Origin of the sequence: Salirhabdus sp. Marseille-P4669 (genome assembly GCF_900240405.1) — a bacterium.
GTDB lineage: Bacteria > Bacillota > Bacilli > Bacillales > Alkalibacillaceae > OEQK01.
The window spans coordinates 1-16516 of the sequence record NZ_OEQK01000009.1; the positions used below are offsets into that span (position 1 = coordinate 1).

General features: G+C 36.6%; 17 protein-coding genes. 14 read left to right on the top strand and 3 right to left on the bottom strand.

The window, feature by feature from the left end; all coding sequences use genetic code 11:
* Window positions 1–237 precede the first annotated feature (237 nt).
* A complete protein-coding gene (locus tag C1A05_RS15750; protein WP_102029202.1) occupies window positions 238–546 on the bottom strand; it encodes a GRAM domain-containing protein in 309 nt (102 codons plus the stop codon).
* Window positions 547–793: 247 nt separating this feature from the next.
* Here C1A05_RS15750 and C1A05_RS15755 point away from each other — a divergent pair, with 247 nt between their 5' ends.
* Both C1A05_RS15755 and C1A05_RS15760 read left to right on the top strand, forming a co-directional pair.
* Entirely contained in the window at window positions 794–1354 is a 561-nt protein-coding gene (locus tag C1A05_RS15755; RefSeq protein ID WP_102029203.1) for a hypothetical protein, read from the top strand.
* A gap of 9 nt (window positions 1355–1363) precedes the next feature.
* Window positions 1364–2116, top strand: coding sequence for a GNAT family N-acetyltransferase (locus C1A05_RS15760; protein WP_102029204.1), 753 nt, complete (start codon window positions 1364–1366; stop codon window positions 2114–2116).
* A gap of 347 nt (window positions 2117–2463) precedes the next feature.
* Here C1A05_RS15760 and C1A05_RS15765 read toward each other — a convergent pair whose 3' ends face one another.
* Window positions 2464–2928, bottom strand: a complete 465-nt coding sequence (locus C1A05_RS15765; RefSeq protein ID WP_102029205.1) for a flavin reductase family protein — start codon at window positions 2926–2928, stop codon at window positions 2464–2466.
* A 289-nt stretch (window positions 2929–3217) separates the two neighbouring features.
* On the opposite strand from C1A05_RS15765, the gene C1A05_RS15770 reads away from it, so the two are divergent.
* The 6 genes from C1A05_RS15770 (at window position 3218) to C1A05_RS15795 (ending at window position 10124) form a co-directional block, all read left to right on the top strand.
* Complete coding sequence (locus tag C1A05_RS15770) at window positions 3218–3919, top strand: response regulator transcription factor (RefSeq protein WP_102029206.1); 702 nt, start codon at window positions 3218–3220, stop codon at window positions 3917–3919.
* Window positions 3916–5379 (top strand): sensor histidine kinase, encoded by a 1464-nt coding sequence (locus tag C1A05_RS15775; RefSeq protein ID WP_102029207.1) that lies wholly within the window; start codon window positions 3916–3918, stop codon window positions 5377–5379. The genes C1A05_RS15770 and C1A05_RS15775 overlap by 4 nt, the downstream gene beginning before the upstream one ends.
* Complete coding sequence (locus tag C1A05_RS15780; protein WP_102029368.1) at window positions 5369–6466, top strand: LolA family protein; 1098 nt, start codon at window positions 5369–5371, stop codon at window positions 6464–6466. The genes C1A05_RS15775 and C1A05_RS15780 overlap by 11 nt, the downstream gene beginning before the upstream one ends.
* A 26-nt stretch (window positions 6467–6492) precedes the next feature.
* Window positions 6493–8220: a M56 family metallopeptidase gene (locus C1A05_RS15785; RefSeq protein ID WP_234998604.1), complete on the top strand. Its 1728-nt coding sequence runs from the start codon at window positions 6493–6495 to the stop codon at window positions 8218–8220.
* 85 nt (window positions 8221–8305) lie between these two features.
* Window positions 8306–8713 (top strand): secondary thiamine-phosphate synthase enzyme YjbQ, encoded by a 408-nt coding sequence (locus C1A05_RS15790; RefSeq protein WP_102029208.1) that lies wholly within the window; start codon window positions 8306–8308, stop codon window positions 8711–8713.
* A gap of 49 nt (window positions 8714–8762) precedes the next feature.
* Window positions 8763–10124, top strand: a complete 1362-nt coding sequence (locus tag C1A05_RS15795; RefSeq protein ID WP_102029209.1) for an MFS transporter — start codon at window positions 8763–8765, stop codon at window positions 10122–10124.
* A 57-nt stretch (window positions 10125–10181) separates the two neighbouring features.
* Here C1A05_RS15795 and C1A05_RS15800 read toward each other — a convergent pair whose 3' ends face one another.
* Window positions 10182–11348 carry an MFS transporter gene (locus C1A05_RS15800; protein ID WP_102029210.1) on the bottom strand — a complete coding sequence of 389 codons (1167 nt, stop codon included), beginning with the start codon at window positions 11346–11348 and terminating at the stop codon, window positions 10182–10184.
* 314 nt (window positions 11349–11662) lie between these two features.
* Here C1A05_RS15800 and C1A05_RS15805 point away from each other — a divergent pair, with 314 nt between their 5' ends.
* From C1A05_RS15805 to C1A05_RS15830, 6 genes are all read left to right on the top strand, one after another.
* Complete coding sequence (locus C1A05_RS15805; RefSeq protein ID WP_102029211.1) at window positions 11663–12940, top strand: hemolysin family protein; 1278 nt, start codon at window positions 11663–11665, stop codon at window positions 12938–12940.
* 247 nt (window positions 12941–13187) lie between these two features.
* Window positions 13188–13424: an indolepyruvate ferredoxin oxidoreductase subunit alpha gene (locus C1A05_RS15810; protein ID WP_102029212.1), complete on the top strand. Its 237-nt coding sequence runs from the start codon at window positions 13188–13190 to the stop codon at window positions 13422–13424.
* Between the two features lie 182 nt (window positions 13425–13606).
* On the top strand, window positions 13607–14053 hold the full coding sequence (locus C1A05_RS15815) for a MarR family winged helix-turn-helix transcriptional regulator (protein WP_102029213.1): 447 nt from the start codon (window positions 13607–13609) through the stop codon (window positions 14051–14053).
* Between the two features lie 167 nt (window positions 14054–14220).
* On the top strand, window positions 14221–14778 hold the full coding sequence (locus C1A05_RS15820; RefSeq protein ID WP_102029214.1) for an NADPH-dependent FMN reductase: 558 nt from the start codon (window positions 14221–14223) through the stop codon (window positions 14776–14778).
* Window positions 14779–14870: 92 nt separating this feature from the next.
* A complete protein-coding gene (locus C1A05_RS15825; RefSeq protein ID WP_102029215.1) occupies window positions 14871–15491 on the top strand; it encodes an NADPH-dependent FMN reductase in 621 nt (206 codons plus the stop codon).
* Between the two features lie 139 nt (window positions 15492–15630).
* Entirely contained in the window at window positions 15631–16482 is an 852-nt protein-coding gene (locus C1A05_RS15830; protein ID WP_102029216.1) for a VOC family protein, read from the top strand.
* Window positions 16483–16516: the final 34 nt, after the last annotated feature.

Here is a 16516-nt window from a genome sequence, read left to right on the forward strand (position 1 = left end):
CATTGCCCTATCCTGTTTTATGGTAAAAGGCAATTATATTGTTGCCAGATTGTATTTTTTCATACCTATTATTTCTTGCCTTGAGAAGATTGTCGAATATTACTTACACAAGATTTTACGCAGACCCATACACTTCGCTATTTCAGTTCATTATTCGCCTTTTATTCAAACTGTTTCGTTATGCCCAGTCTCTTCTTTTTTTTGCCAAGTACTATGTTCCTTTTAATTAAGGAGATATTACATGCGTAACTGCTCCTCAATAGCTTGGACCCATTCTTCCCTTTTGTACACGACAAATTTATAAACACTTCCAGATTTGTCTTTAATCTGCAACCCATTTTTAATAGGAAGCCCTAATACCTTATTATTGTACACATCAATAGATTCAATATCTTCTAAGTTAATTTCGACTGTTCCCCGCTGAACATTCATTTTATGGGCTTTATGAATCACCTTATCCGTCGTTAAATAAAGTTTTCCCCCTACCCCTTCTTTTCCTTTAAATATATTTGCCATTCCTTCTTTTACTACATTTGTTATATCCATACGTATACCACCTCATTTTAAAATCAATATCGTAAACCGTTATGTTTCATGTTTATTCGGTAAACGGATCATAAATCCTCTAACTGGATAAGTGGATTTATAAAATAGTACGAACGTCCTGTTATAAATCTAGGTTTTCGCTTTTAATGAAGTCGGAGTATTAATCTATTTAATCTTCTAATAGTATAACCCACTGTACTTTGTTAAAATGGCAGTAGATAAATGGTTACGAGGAGGGAATAGAATTTTGCTAAATCTAGTTATGAGTGTTCTACTTTTTTTCTTCCTTCTTTTTAAAGGCTATCAATTCCTCCTAACGATGGGGAAGCTTAAGAAACCGGCCCTTCTACCGTCTAGTGAGGAAGAGAATGCTTCGATAAGAAAGTATCCCGAAAAAATAATAAAAGCACCAACGTATAGGGAGCAAAAGGCAGGAATAATAATTAATATAGTTCTATGGACGGCTTTAATTCTAATCTATTTACTCGGGTTGTTTGTTTTTAAGATGGAATGGTATTACTTTCTTCCTTTACTCGTGCCAACTGTAAACGCGTCTGAATACTTAAATTTATTTGCTGTTACTCATGATGGAATCATTAGTGGAAGTAGATTTATAAAGTGGAAAAACGTAAAGTCTCTTAAATGGAAAAAAGTCGATATACATAATAAGTTTTATGGCTATTCTCAAGAAGTGAATGATAAGTTTGAATTATATGTGGAGACTCGAGGCTTTCCCGTTCGTGTGTTTGTGACGGATGATGATGTAAAAGAAAAGCTTACCAATATATTAAATGATTGCTTAAAGTAGGGAGTAATAATGGTAGAACAACATAAACGGGACTATTTATACGAAAAAGTAAAATGGATAAAAGGCTATGATTTTATTACGATTGAAAATACGAAAGAACTTAGTGAGGAAGAAGTACTTCTCTTTTTAAAGTGCTTAAGAGAGGATACAAGCATGAGAAAGTATAATAATGTCCATATACTTATCGATGACAAGTTTTCAAATCAAGTGGATCAGGAGCTTCTTAGTCAAGCGTTTGTCTTACATGATGAAACCGTCATGGTCTATAAAGACTTAGAACATCTGTCAAACGATCCATTGCATTTTCAATATAAGTCCCTTTATGAACTGAAACGGGATATGTTTGTAACAATGTGGGAGAATTGTATGTATCAATCATGGAACGCTTCTTCATCCTTGAATGTGGAGGGTCAAATGAAAAGTGTAGAGGTAGAGCTAGGGCAACATTATAAGAGATCCTGCCTTGTTGCATTTGAAAAGGATAATCCGATTGGCGTTATACTGCCTCATATCGAGCCAGGAACAATTGAGGAAGGAAGACTGTTTTACTTTGGAATTCTCCAGACGGAAAGAGGTAAAGGAAAGAGTAAACAACTGCACCAGGATGCATTGCAACTGCTAAAAAACACATTTAAAGCCACCTATTATATCGGTAGCACCAGCAGGAAAAACATACCAATGCTCAAAACCTTTGAAAACAACGGGTGTAAGGTTGTGGAGCGTAATCGATACTATAAAAAGAAGTTTCGTACCCAATTCTAATGTTGCTCTCGCTCATTTAATTGTTGATGAATAAAAACCTGGAGTTGTGAGGAAATACAACGCCGTGGATAGAGTACTGAGCCTTCCAGGGTAGTTTTGTATTAGTGTCTGATCTATGTCTCTTCATTCACCTACAGTTGTGTATTTACGAATCTCAAATGAATTATAGAGTAATTGAGGAACGAATCAACCAAAGCCTCCTAGGGGACCAGCGACCCCGCAGCGGTGCTTTTCCGCGAGGAGGCTTTGACCGTGCCCCAGGAAAGCGAAGTATTTTGCCGCAGCACATACAAGCACTCATCATTAATCAAATGAGCGAGAGGAATATACAAAAAATTAGACTAGCACTACTTCAGCTCTCGATATTTACTACTGTAGTAAATAATTGGTTCCTCCTCATGCTCATTCACCTGAAGGTCTGTTACTTGCCCAATTAGCAGCATATGATCACCAGCCTTCACCTGATCATAAACTCGACAGGCAAGTGTAGCTAGAGAATTCTTTAAAACAGGAACACCATCTAAATAATCAAAATCTATTTCTCTATCCGTATTTTTTTGCTTAGCAAAAATCATCGACATATCCTTCTGTTTTTCATTTAATATGCTCACACCAAATTGTTTTGTGCTTTGTAATCGTTCATACATCGAAGCTTTTTCATCGATCGAAACAACTATTAACCTAGGATGTAACGAAACGGACATAAAGGCATTGACAGTCATTCCTCGTACCTCATTGTTATGCGTACTCGTAACGACTGTAATCCCAGTTGCAAACTTCCCCATGGTCTTTCGAAATAATAGATCATCCATCAGAACCTACTCCTTTAACGTTATGCAATTCATGTTCTCCATTATCCCTATAGTAATATTAAGACACTTTTCAGATAATTTTGCAAATTAACAGTTTGGTTGTGTATGCTCTTTAACTTTTAGTCCATATAGTAGTCTATTCGAAAAAATGCAATAGTTGATTAAGAGGGGAATTTCGGTTCTGTAGCCCTACCTATAGAAGCCATCCTGTATAATTATAAAAAAAGGATAAAGTACGTAAATGTGGGATTTTGCTATGATACATTCAATTTAGGAGGAATCGAAGCAGATGGATATGCAATTATTACTCGTAGAGGATGATCCTGAAATTGCCCGGGTTATTCAGGATACATTCATCCGTGATGGTTACTTAGTTACATGGGCAACAACTGGTTTAGAAGGTTTAGAGGATTTTCAATCTCAATCCTACGACCTTGTCTTGGTCGATTTAATGCTTCCTGAAATGGATGGTTTCACTCTATGTAAAAATATTCGCTGGAAAAGTGATGTTCCAATCATGATTATCAGTGCTAAAAAAGAGGATGAAGATAAAGTTGCCGGTCTTAATTTAGGTGCAGATGACTATCTTGCTAAGCCCTTTAGTTTAGTAGAGCTAAAAGCAAGGGTTGAATCCCTTCTCAGAAGATGGCGAAGGTACAAAGGTGTACCGGAACTGAACCAAATGACAAACTATACGAATGGTTTAACCATCAACTGGGACCAAAATAAAGCACTTATCGATGGAACGGAAGTATATCTTACAACAAAAGAATTTGATCTCTTAAAAGTATTGGCTCAAAATCCAAATCAAGTTTTTACAAAGAGTGATCTGTATCAACATGTTTGGAAGCAAGCGGATGCGGAGGGTTTACATACGGTTACCGTCCATATAAAATCCATTCGGGAAAAATTAAAGGATCCTGTAAAACAGCCTTATTATATCCAGACGGTTTGGGGGAAAGGGTACCAGTTTGTTGGTGAAATACGATGAAATTGAAAACATGGTTGTTGCTTTCTTACTTTATTGTCATGATTCTTCCTTTAGCTGCAGCTTATTTACTTTTTGCATGGATTAATTCGTATCATAATGACCAAAATGTGTCGGAGCATTTGCAAACCTGGACAAAGGTACAACCAATCATTTCGATTTTAGATGACCCTAGTCTTTACCAAGCAAGGGAGGACCGGTCTCACTTAGAAGATTTAATGGACGCACAGGTTTCTATCTTTCTATACAACGATGATGGTATTACGTTATTTTCCTCTAGCCCAATTCAGCAGTATGTGCCTAATAAAGAGCAGTTATATGAGGATTTATACAAACTAAACCGAGGCTATCGTTCTTATACCTATAAGCAACCAGTATGGAATAAGAATGAAATTGTCGGGTTCTTTAAAGTTGAAATTGCTAGAGATAAATGGGTAGAGGAAGTTTCGAGTAGAAGCTGGATTACCATCGGTTTATTTGGTGTATTGTTTATTTCCATTTATAGTGTTGTTGTTTATTTTGTGAATCGGAAATTAAACAAAAGGCTGGATTATCTAAGAGATCAAATGACAGCATTTGCGAATGATGCATTTGTAGAAGAAATTCCGCTGAAAAAAGATGAAATTGGGGAACTGACTAGCCATTTTTACCGAATGCAACAACAAATTAAAGCAGCAAGAGAAAAAATAGCGAAAGAACAAGAGGAAAAAGCTTATATGATTGCAGCAATTTCCCATGATCTAAAAACACCACTTACATCCATTCGTGCCTATGCAGAAGCATTGGCGACGGAAGAGAAGATGTCACCTATAGAAAGAGAAGATTATCGAAATACAATTGTGGAAAAGGCAAATTTTATGAAGCAAATGTTAGATGATTTATTAATGTACACTCTTCTACAATCTCCTACCTACGAAATGAAACGTGTAGAAGTGGATGGGAATGAGTTTTTTGAGATGCTGGTTTCTGGTTATGAGCCAATTTGCCAGGAGAAAAACATTAAGCTTCGGACCTATTCGAATGTGGATGGCAAGTACCAGGTGAATCCAAAACAAATGATTCGAGTGGCGGACAACTTAATGAGCAATGCGATTCAACATACAAAACTGGACGGCCATATTTCAATAGGTGCAGTTTCCAATGATCAAGAATTGCCTAGTTGGTTGTTTCCTTTTGTGCAAAAATATTGCGACTTCACGCATAAGGATTGTGTGTATCTCATCGTTCAAAACGAAGGTGTGGGTATTGAAAGAGAGAAATGGAATCATATTTTTGATCCATTGTATCAAGCCGATCAGGCGAGAAGTAAAAAAGATGCAAGAGGTACTGGATTGGGCTTGAGCATTACGAAGCAAATCGTGGAAAAACACGGAGGCGAAGTGAATTTCCTTTCAGAAATAAATATTGGTACATGTGTCGTTTGCAAGTTACCTAAAAAGGAGGTTATGGATGATGAAAAATAAATGGTTTGGATATGTTGCTGCTAGTATTGTTTCTTTAAGTCTATACGGCTGTGGTTCTACTGCGGGTGAGAATCAATTTATGCCCGAACAAGTTTTAACAAATGCACTAGAAGAGCCTCAAGCGACATTAGAGTATTACGGTGAAGCAACTATTAAAATGTATGAAAAGGACGAAGTTATCGATACAATTCAGCTGAAAGAATGGGTTAATGAACAAGGTCATCGTAAAGCGGAAACAAGTGAAGGAGAGGACAAAAGCATTGCGTTAAACGATGGAAAAAAGCTTACCACCTATACGCCTAAGACAAATACCGCATTTACAATAGAAGATGCAGAATTACTTTCAATGAATCAAATGTCCCCGAAAGAACAGGCGGAGTCATTACTTAAGGTTATTCGTGATACTCATGACCTTACTGAAGGTGAAGATCAGGAAGTAGCTGGTAGGAAGACCTATCATCTTATTGCAAAGGCCAAAGACAAAGCAAACCTGTTAGGGGATATAGAGGTATGGATTGATAAAGAAAATTGGATGGTCTTAAAGATGATTTCGACCTCAGGTGATATAAAAACAGATTACGAATATACGAAGTTGGAATTCAATCCGAAGTTTACATCGGAGACGTTTACGATAGAGCTACCATCAGATGTAACGATAGAAAGTATGGATGACTTGCAACAAGCAACGGAGGTTACGTTGGAGGAAGCGGTAAAGAGTATTGGGAAGTCCTTTTTTGTTCTTCCAGAGATAGAAGGACTAACTATTGCTAGAATAGAGCAATTAGAGCTCAAAGGGGAGCTAAATCGAACGGAAATAAATATCGAATATGAAAAGGATGGATTCCCATACTTTTTCATAACCGTATTTCCATCAGATGAAAAGATCGAAGCTACTTTTGCGGATGAGGAAGACATAACAATCCGAGGTCAACAAGCGCTGTACATGGAAATGAATGATTTCCGATCCTTAACTTGGCAGGAGGAAGGTCTAAATTATTCCGTTGTGTTTTCAGACACAGAGCTATCTCTTGAGCGTTTTCAGCATTTAGCTGAAAGCATGGTGGAGGCTAGTAAAATAAATGAGTAATGTACTAGAAATTCGTGGTGGTCCGAGTGGTACCTAACTTCTTAGTAATAGGAACAATCCTTTTTCTCGGTATCTCATTAGGTATCCTATCGGGCATCCTACCAAAAAAGATCAATCTTATAGTGGAAGTAGCTATTGTTATTGGTGTAACTATTTATTTATTTGTTTCCTATTCTTTTGGCGAAGCGATGTTACTAATTTCACTAGGGGCTGCAAGCTATGCAGAGTTTGCACAACTATTTGAACGAGGGAAACGTATCAAGCGCCAAGAGATAATGGGATTTTTAGCTACTGTAGAATATGTTGAAATAAAACAAAAGCGTGAAATGAAGCGGCTCCTTATGGATTATACTATTACTTTGTTTGTCTCATTTGGAGCCATTTCCTTTTTACTGTTTGGACCCGAAACATATGCAGTAATAAAACTTTTTATTGGATTTATGCTTATTTCGATTGTTGTTCAATCGATCATACGATTGGGGAATTTTGGAACAACGAGCATTTATTTTATTCCAAAAGACGAGCGTATCGTTATCGTTTCTCGGTTTCAATCAAGAGATTATCCATTGCATGACGTAAAGGATGTGACGGTCGAGACTTCTGTAGACCTTCTTAAATTGCATCCGATGTTTTCTTTTTTGTCTTCTAACTTAGATTTTACACAATCCTTTCAAAAAGTACTTAAACTTACTTTTCCTGGAGAAATTCTTTATTTAACACCAATAGAGGTAGAAAAGTGGAGTCACCAATTACGAGCCTTTTTACCAACAGCGAATTTGGAAGAGGAGAAAAAGGTTCTTCCGTTATGGCATTCCTCTAATTTGAAACGTCTATTTTGGAAAGGGTATTTTGCGATAACCATAAAGGGTATCTCAGGCTATACAGGCTTACTATTACTTCTTATATGGCTAGATGTTCCAATAGTAGCTATGATTATAACTATTGTAGGTTGGTGGCTGTTGAATCTTTATGTATCGGATAAGGTATTACGAGCAGGTTCAGATGCCATTCCTGTATTAGATGGTGATTTATACGAAAGAGCAAAAAAAATCTTTGCAAAAGCAGGAATTCCAAATGCCAAACTATATATCTCGGAGTCTCCCATTTATAATGGTCTGGCTACAGGAATGAATATTGGAAGTGGAACCGTTATTTTAACATCTGCTACTTTGCAGCTACCATCTGATTCGGTGGATGCGATATTAGCTCATGAAGCAGTCCATGTTAAGAAACGAGATGTTTTAACTATACAGTTAACAAGATTACTTTACATTGGGATGCTAGCAACTGTTGTATATTTTTTGTTTGATGAATTAAAGTGGCTTGCAGAAAATCATGGTGTCCTATTATTTGTCATTGTGTATGGTATCATGTTTGCCTTTCCTTTGCTCCTATCCTTTGTGTCACAATGGACTGAAGTACGTGCGGATTATTTAGGTGCGGGCTTGCTGCCGAATGGACGTAGGCAGTTAGCGCAAGGATTAATTGATTTGACGATAAATCAGGAAAAAGATGTAGATAAATCAATGGAATATCAATTTTCTAATCAACAAATGCCAACTGCAAAGAAGAGTGGCGTTGAAAGAGACACTTGGGGATGGCGCTTCTTAGAATTTCAATTTCTTCCCCATCCGCCAATGTATTGGAGAATTCACAGCTTAAACAGTTACAAAGACTGGACAACTATACGTAAAGATTGGTTGAAGGATAGATGGAAAGAATCGATTCCAGATCGATTTCGAAAACGTGTTTAAGAAAGAGGTTGCTTTTTCGTTAGGAAAAAGTAGCTTCTTTCTTTATAATTGGAACAAAAAGGATTAAGGTTAGGAGTTGATATACGTGAGCCAAACTTTATTTCAATATCAAATTTCAACCTATGAAAAGCAAAGTTTCACCGAGTTAGACCCATACTTAGAGGATGCCCTAATGAAAAGTGGAGTGAAAGATGGTCTCATGGTTGTATATTGTCCTCATACCACAGCAGCCATAACGATCAATGAAAATGCTGACCCAGATGTGAAACGAGATTTAAGTGTTGGTCTAAATCAAACCTTTCCGAACAAAAGGGAATATGTACATATGGAAGGGAACTCAGATGGCCACATGAAATCATCGGTTATCGGTGCAAATGAAACATTGATTATATCGGATGGCAAACTTATTCTTGGTACATGGCAAAGTGTATATTTTTGTGAGTTTGATGGTCCGAGGAGAAGAACGGTGTATGTGAAAGTATTGGAAGGGTAACCTTAACAATATGCTTTAGATTAGACATACAATTTAGTTAGGTGATGAAATGTTAGAAAAGTGGAGAAATTCATCTTGGATATTCGTGCTTACAATCGGCTTGGGTACTATGCTAAATCCATTAAATTCTTCGATGATTTCCGTTGCGTTAACCCGTTTGCAGATGGAATTTGAGTTGACCTTTGCGGATGCAACATGGTTGATTTCTATCTTTTATTTAGCTAGTGCGGTGGGACAACCGGTCATGGGGAAATTGAGTGATATGTTTGGTGCGAAACGAATGTTTATGGTAGGTCTTGTGCTGGTAGCAGCTTCTTGCTTACTTGCACCATTTTCACCTAATTACTATTTCCTGCTCGGTTGTAGAGCTTTACAAGCTATCGGGAGCTCTACGCTTTTTCCTAGTGGCATGAGTATGGTGCGAACAAGCATAACGGACAAGCAAGCCCAAGCTTTAGCTACTTTATCGGTTTTTGCCAATATATCCTCTGCTTTTGGTCCATCTATTGGTGGGGTCGTAATTGGTGTATGGGATTGGCCATCTATTTTTATCATTAATTTTCCTTTTATCATCATATCATTTCTTTTGGCTATTTTTATTTTGCCAAATACAGGACAAGGAAAATTTAATTTCAAACGAATGGACATAATCGGTATTTTTTTATTTATCGTATCTGTGATTGGATTAATTTTGTTCCTGTTGTCTTTAGAACAACATATAAATTGGATTGCTTTTGGTATTTTTCTGTTATTTGGAATCCTATTTTATTTTTATGAGATTCGCTATCACGCGCCATTTATTGATATTACAGCCTTAAAGAAAAATGGGAATGTTACGCTTGTATATTTGCAATTTATGACGATTAATCTTGTCTATTATTGTTATTTTTTTGGTCTGCCAACTTTTTTGCAGCAAGCAAGGGGATATAGTGCGGAGCATACCGGCTTCATTATGCTAGCTCTTGCTGGTTTTAGTGTTATCGTAGCACCGATTGTTGGCAGAATGATTGATTGGTACGGCTCAAAAATACCTATGCTAACTGGAGCAAGCTTCCTTTTAGTGGGAACAGGTCTATTATTATCCTACAATGAAGCCTCCCCTCTTTGGTGGTTGCTTATCATTATGTCCATACTTGGAATAAGTAATGGCTTCAATAATATTTCAGCTCAAACGGCTCTTTATGAACATGTCCCTAGGGAGGATACTGGGACGGCATCCGGCTTATTTCAAACAAGTCGCTATACAGGGGCAATATTATCAGGGAGTTTATTAGGTATTTTGTTTAATCAATATGTGGATACAGAACATCTTCATACTGTAATAGTGGTTTGCTTCATCTTCTGCTTGCTAAATGTAGGACTATCCCTCCGGTTGCCAGGTAGGCAAAAGGTAACGCAAAGTAATCATTAAAAAACTCCGATTCGAATGTTGCTAATCCCATTCGAATCGGAGTCTTTTCATTAAATTTTAAACCTTGACGGCATTGGTCTTGCCTAACGGCTTACTGCGCGTGGATAAAATAGCAGTAATAAGAGACAGGGTAATGAGTATACCTCCTACCAACGCATTTTGCTCCACAGAAAATGTCTCAATTACATATCCACCTATTAAAGATCCAACGGCAACTCCCAAATGTAAAGAGGAGTTATTTAAGCTTTGTTGAACATCGGCGGTATCCGGTGCATTATCAATTAAATAGCTTTGCATTGCTGGGGATATCGCCCAGCTTAAACATCCCCAAATAACAATTCCAACGAAAAATAGCGGTAATATACCGGTCATAAATGGTAATACAAAAAACACGATGCTAAAGATAAAAATTGAGGTTAAAATGGTTCGTTTCGTTCCAAATAGATCCGCTAATGTCCCGCCAATTCCACCCCCACTTACAGCTGCGATACCAAATAAGAAATAAATAATACTTATCCATGTACCCTCTAGTCCAGTAGTTGTTTGGATAAAGGGCTTAAAGTAAGCGTATAGAACTGTATGTCCTGTCATGTATAAAAAGGTAGTTGCTTGTGCAAAAAAAATCTTCTGTCCTTTTAATGATGCCATCATTTTACTTAAAGGTGCATAGGCTTTTGGTTCTACTTTTTCCATAAGGAAGTAAACACCAATGATGGACAATACGGTTAAACAAGAGATTAGAATAAATGGTGCTCGCCACCCAAAAGCATTTCCGAGCATAAGACCAATCGGAACACCTAACACTAAAGAACCGCTAACTCCCATGGAAATAGTGCCGATAGCTCGTCCACGGTATTTCGGCTCTACCATACTTGGAGCCATTACGAGACATAAAATAACGAGTAGAGCCCCACTTAAACCTGAAATGATCCTACCCGCCAGTGCCATCGCATAATTCGTGCTCAATACCGTTACAATATTACCGATTAAAAAAATAAACAAGTTCATAAGTGTTAGCTTTTTTCGTTCCACTTTAGCAGTTGTAACTAAGAGAATAGGACCGCCAATTGCAAAAATTAACGAAAAAATAGTGATGAGAAATCCGGCTTGTCCTAAGGTTATATGTAAATCATCGGCTATTAAATCAAGAATGCCGCTAATAATTAATTCAACCATTCCAATTACAAACGATACGATCATTAAAAAATAGACACGTTTATTCATGTATTTCCTCCTATGTAGAGCCGATGCTTTTAATATGTGCAATATATTTATTTTATAGAAGTTCACCTACTCTGTATAGAAAAAATAATTTCACTATAACGTTTCGGTGTAGGATGTATGGAACATTTAACTGTACAGTAAAACGTAATTAACTTAATATTATGTTGTATACGATATCCCTTAAATCTTACAAAATAATATCGCCCATTTTCGGAAAGAACTAAGGGAAATTTATACGATTAGGAAATAAAACGGTGAACAGCTGTTTAAAAAATACAAATTAAAAGAAACCATCTTTAGGAGAGTGACATTTTTTGGACGAAATACCTCTGAATACCATTATTTTATTAGTTTCATTAATATTATTATCCGCATTCTTTTCATCTGCAGAAACAGCATTTTCAAGTGTAAATAAAATTCGCTTGCAGAACTTTGTGGAGGAAGGTAGAAAAGGCAGCAAAAGAGCACTTTATATTGCTGAGAACTTTGATAAAACCTTAACAACAATTCTAATAGGGAATAATATTGTAAATACCGCAACAGCCAGTATCTCTGCGGCACTTGCTACCCAATTGTTTGGTGGGAATTTGGCTTTAGTAATCAGTACGGTTTTGGTTACCATTTTAATCCTTATCTTTGGAGAAATTCTTCCAAAATCGTTAGCAAAGGAAAATGCAGAATCTTATTCATTAGCTATTTCCGGAATTTTATTTTACTTAATAAAATTGTTTACACCATTTAATTACTTTTTTATTAAGCTAAAAGCTTTAGTGAATAAATATTTTGCTAAGGGCGATGATTTACCATCTGTAACAGAAGATGAAATTAAAGTGATGATTAATATAAGTGAACAAGAAGGTGTTATTGATAAAGATGAGTGGAGATTGATTCACCGATCCATGAATTTCGATGATACCATTACTGGAGAAGTATTGACGCCGAGAATTGACATGGTGGCTATAGATGTGAATGATACGTTAGATAGCGTGAAAAAAGTGTTCTTTGATGAACGTTTTTCGAGAATACCGGTTTATGAGGATAGTATTGATAACATAATTGGTATATTATCGGAAAAGGAATTTTTCGTGCACTTGATTAAATATAATAATGCGAACATTCGAGAGCTGTTAAGAGAGCCGATGTTTGTAGTCGAATCAATGAAGATTTCAGATCTCTTACCACAGTTACAAAAAGAAAAGGTTCATATGGCGATTGTTTTAGATGAATATGGTGGAACTGCTGGATTGATAACTTTAGAAGACGTGCTTGAGGAGCTTGTAGGTGAAATTTGGGATGAGCAGGATGAAAAGATAACATCCATGAAACAAATAAATGATCATGTATATAAATTTGATGCTCAATATCCTTTAGACGATTTTGCTTATATGATGGGTGTGAAAGAACCAGAAAGCTCTTACCATACACTCGGTGGTTGGGTAATTGAGAACTTTGGTATCATACCGTCAAAGGATGACTTCTTCCTCTATAAGAATTTAAAGATTAGTGTGGAAGAAGTAATAAACCGACGTGTAACAAAAGTAAAGGCAGAGATTGTAGAATCGACTGACGATAAAGAGCAAGAACAATCCTAATATGAGAAAAGCATTCCTAAAGGGGATGCTTTTTCTATCTAATAATGGCGGAAAGGAGAAAGAGCTATTATTAAAGCACACAAATTTAGAAAATACGTTTGGATCTATGTTACAAATTATAGACAATTTTAAAAATGAATTTACGAAACATAGAGAAAGCGTTAAAATTGTATAATCGTTTCATTATTGATAGATTTATATTTATAGACTACATATAGTATTATTACGAACAACGGAGGGATACTAGATGGCTTTTATTATAACTGCTCCCTGTAAAGATGAAAAAGCAGGGGAATGTGTAGATGTATGTCCAGTAGATTGTATAGAACCAGGAAAAGATCAGTTTTATATAGATCCTGATATTTGTATTGACTGTGGGGCTTGTGAAGCGGTATGTCCAGTAGAGGCAATCTATCATGAGGAAGATTTATTGGAAGAAGACAAACCATACTTAGAAATGGCACGTGCCTTCTTTGCAAAATAAGAAAGCTTTCATGAAGTAGAACGATATTGTCTGAGACAATATCGTTCTTTATTTGTATATCTCATATAAATAGTGTCGAAAATAGCTTATATATGGCCCTTTACATGATGTGTGATTGACATATAAAGGGATTTAGCTTATAATTATTTCGAATCCGAGATATGAATAAAAGGATGGATAATATGGATAACCAGGTAAAGGATAGTGAATTGTCCTTAAAGCTATTTGTAGTGCTAACGCGTGCATTACAGGCTGTTGAAAAACAATCCGTTAAAGATATTAAGAGTCATGGTGTAAATTTAACGGAGTTTTCCGTGCTTGAATTGTTATTCCACAAAGGTGAGCAACCAATACAGAAAATTGGAGAAAAGGTATTGTTAGCAAGCAGTAGTATTACGTATGTTGTGGATAAACTTGAAGAGAAAAGCTTTATTAGACGTCGAGCTTGTCCTAGTGATCGCCGGGTCACGTATGCAGGGCTTACGGAGAAAGGTCAACAGTTTATGGAAGATATTTTCCCAAAGCATCAAGAGGCGATGAGAATGATTATGGGTGGTCTTTCAATTGATGAAAAGCAGACGATGATTGAATTGTTAAAGAAGCTTGGATACCATGCGCAAGCACTTTAACTTTTTTTGCACTAAACACTCGAATTAGAAATAAATGAATTCGAAACAAAGGGATTGACTTTTGGAGTCTTTTTCATTTATAATTTATTTCGAATTCATAATAAATGAATTTAATATATAATTGCTTACAATAGAGCAAAAATTTTATCATAATTGGAGGAATCATCATGCTAAGAATTGGTATTGTTTTAGGTAGTGTACGTCAAGGACGTAATGCAGAAGCAGTTGCTAACTGGACTTATGATTTTGCAACAAAACGTAACGACGATGTGGAATATGAAATTGTAGACCTAGCAAACTACAATCTTCCATTTTTAGGTGCTGCTTTACCAGAAGCGCAACAGGAAGAAGCACAAGCAGCAATTAAAGCTTGGTCTGAAAAAATGGCTTCATTCGATGGCTACATCTTTGTTGCTCCTGAATATAACCACGCTGTAGGTGGAGCTCTTAAGAATGCTCTAGACTACTTAAACCCTGAGGTAAACAACAAAGCTGCAGGGTTTGTAGGATACGGAAGTCTTGGCGGAGTTCGTGCACACGAAAACCTTCGTCTAATCCTAGGCGAACTACAAGTTGCGGATGTTCGTACAGCTGTAACATTCTCACTTATGACAGATTTCGAAAACATGAGCGTATTCAAACCAGCAGATTACCATGCTGACAACGCAAACCAAATGCTAGATCAAGTTATTGCTTGGAGCACTGCTTTAAAAACAGTTCGATAAGTAATAACAACGGGCTTCCATTAAGGAAGCCCCAAAAAATTTAACCATATATCTCGAATTCGTAATAAATGACAAAAAAGGAGCTAACAGCAATGGGTTTTTTAGGAAAATTATTCGGTAAATCAACAAAGCAAAAGGAAACAGTCGTAGAAGAGAACCTTAAGATTGGAATCGTTATTGGAAGTGTTCGTGAAGGAAGAAATGGGGAAGTGGTAGCAAAATGGGTTTATGATTTTGCGACAAAACGAAATGATAGGGTCGAGTATGAAATCGTTGATCTAAAAGAATATCCTCTAGCATTGTTAGGTGCAAATGTAGCAGATAATGAAAAGCATAAAGCCGAAATGGCTGCTAAAGATTGGTCAGATAAAATAGCTTCATTTGATGGTTACATTTTTATTACTCCTGAATATAACCATGCTATTGGCGGGGCATTAAAAAATGCACTCGACTATTTAAATCCAGAAGTAAACAACAAAGTAGCTGGATTAGTTGGCTATGGAAGTTTAGGTGGTGCTCGTGCTCACGAAAACATGCGATTAATCTTGGGAGAACTTCAAGTAGCCGATGTACGCACAGCAGTAACCTTCTCATTAATGACCGACTTTGAAAATATGAGTACTTTTACACCAGCAGACTATCATGCAGACAATGCAAACCAAATGCTTGACCAAGTAATAGCTTGGGCGAGAGCGTTTAAGCAAATTCGATAATGAATTAAGGCTTCCTTGTGTATAGATGGAGGCCCTTCATTTTTTTAACCCCCTTTTATAATACTTCAAGTACGATAGATACTATAAAGGAATGGATTTAAGACTTCCCTAAAAATGGTTTGAGAAGAGGATGATAAAAATGGAAAAACAATTTTTTGAAAAGCCAACTGTATATGTAGGCGGCCTGAGTATAAATGTTACAGATCTTGATAAATCCCTACAGTTTTATCAAGAGATTGTAGGTTTTAACGTATTAGAAAAGACAAATAATAAAGCAGTATTAACGGCTGACGGTAAGAATGCGTTGCTGACGATTGAACAACCAAGTGATGTGGTGCCGAAAGAGAGTAAAACAACAGGGTTATATCATTTTGCTATATTATTACCTTCACGCGCTGATTTATCTGCTTTTCTGAAGCATGTAATCCGATCAGGTGTCCAATTGGGCGCGTCAGATCACCATGTTAGTGAAGCACTTTATTTCTCTGACCCAGATGGAAATGGAATCGAAGTATATCGTGACCGTCCAGCATCTGAATGGATATGGAACAATAATCAAGTTCATATGGTAACCGATCCACTTGATGGAAACGGGCTTCTTGCGGAAAGTCAAAAAGAATGGAATGGCTTACCAGAAGAAACGGTTATGGGTCATATTCATTTGCATGTATCCGACTTAAAAACAACAGAGGATTTTTACATGGGTGGTTTAGGATTTGATATTGTTACTACTTATCCTGGTGCACTATTTACCTCTACAAATGGATACCACCACCATATTGGTTTAAACGTTTGGAATGGTGTTGGAGCAAAAGCGCCAAGTAAAAACAGTGTTGGTCTGAATTGGTATACATTGGTTTATCCGGATGAGGCGAAAAGAATGGAAGTTGTCAAACAACTACAATCAAAGGGCTATGAGGTAATAAAAAAACAAGACAAATATGTGGTTGAAGACCCATCCAAAAATGCGATTCATATGGTAATCAAATAGAATCCAATCCATTACATTCGTATGGACACAGCTT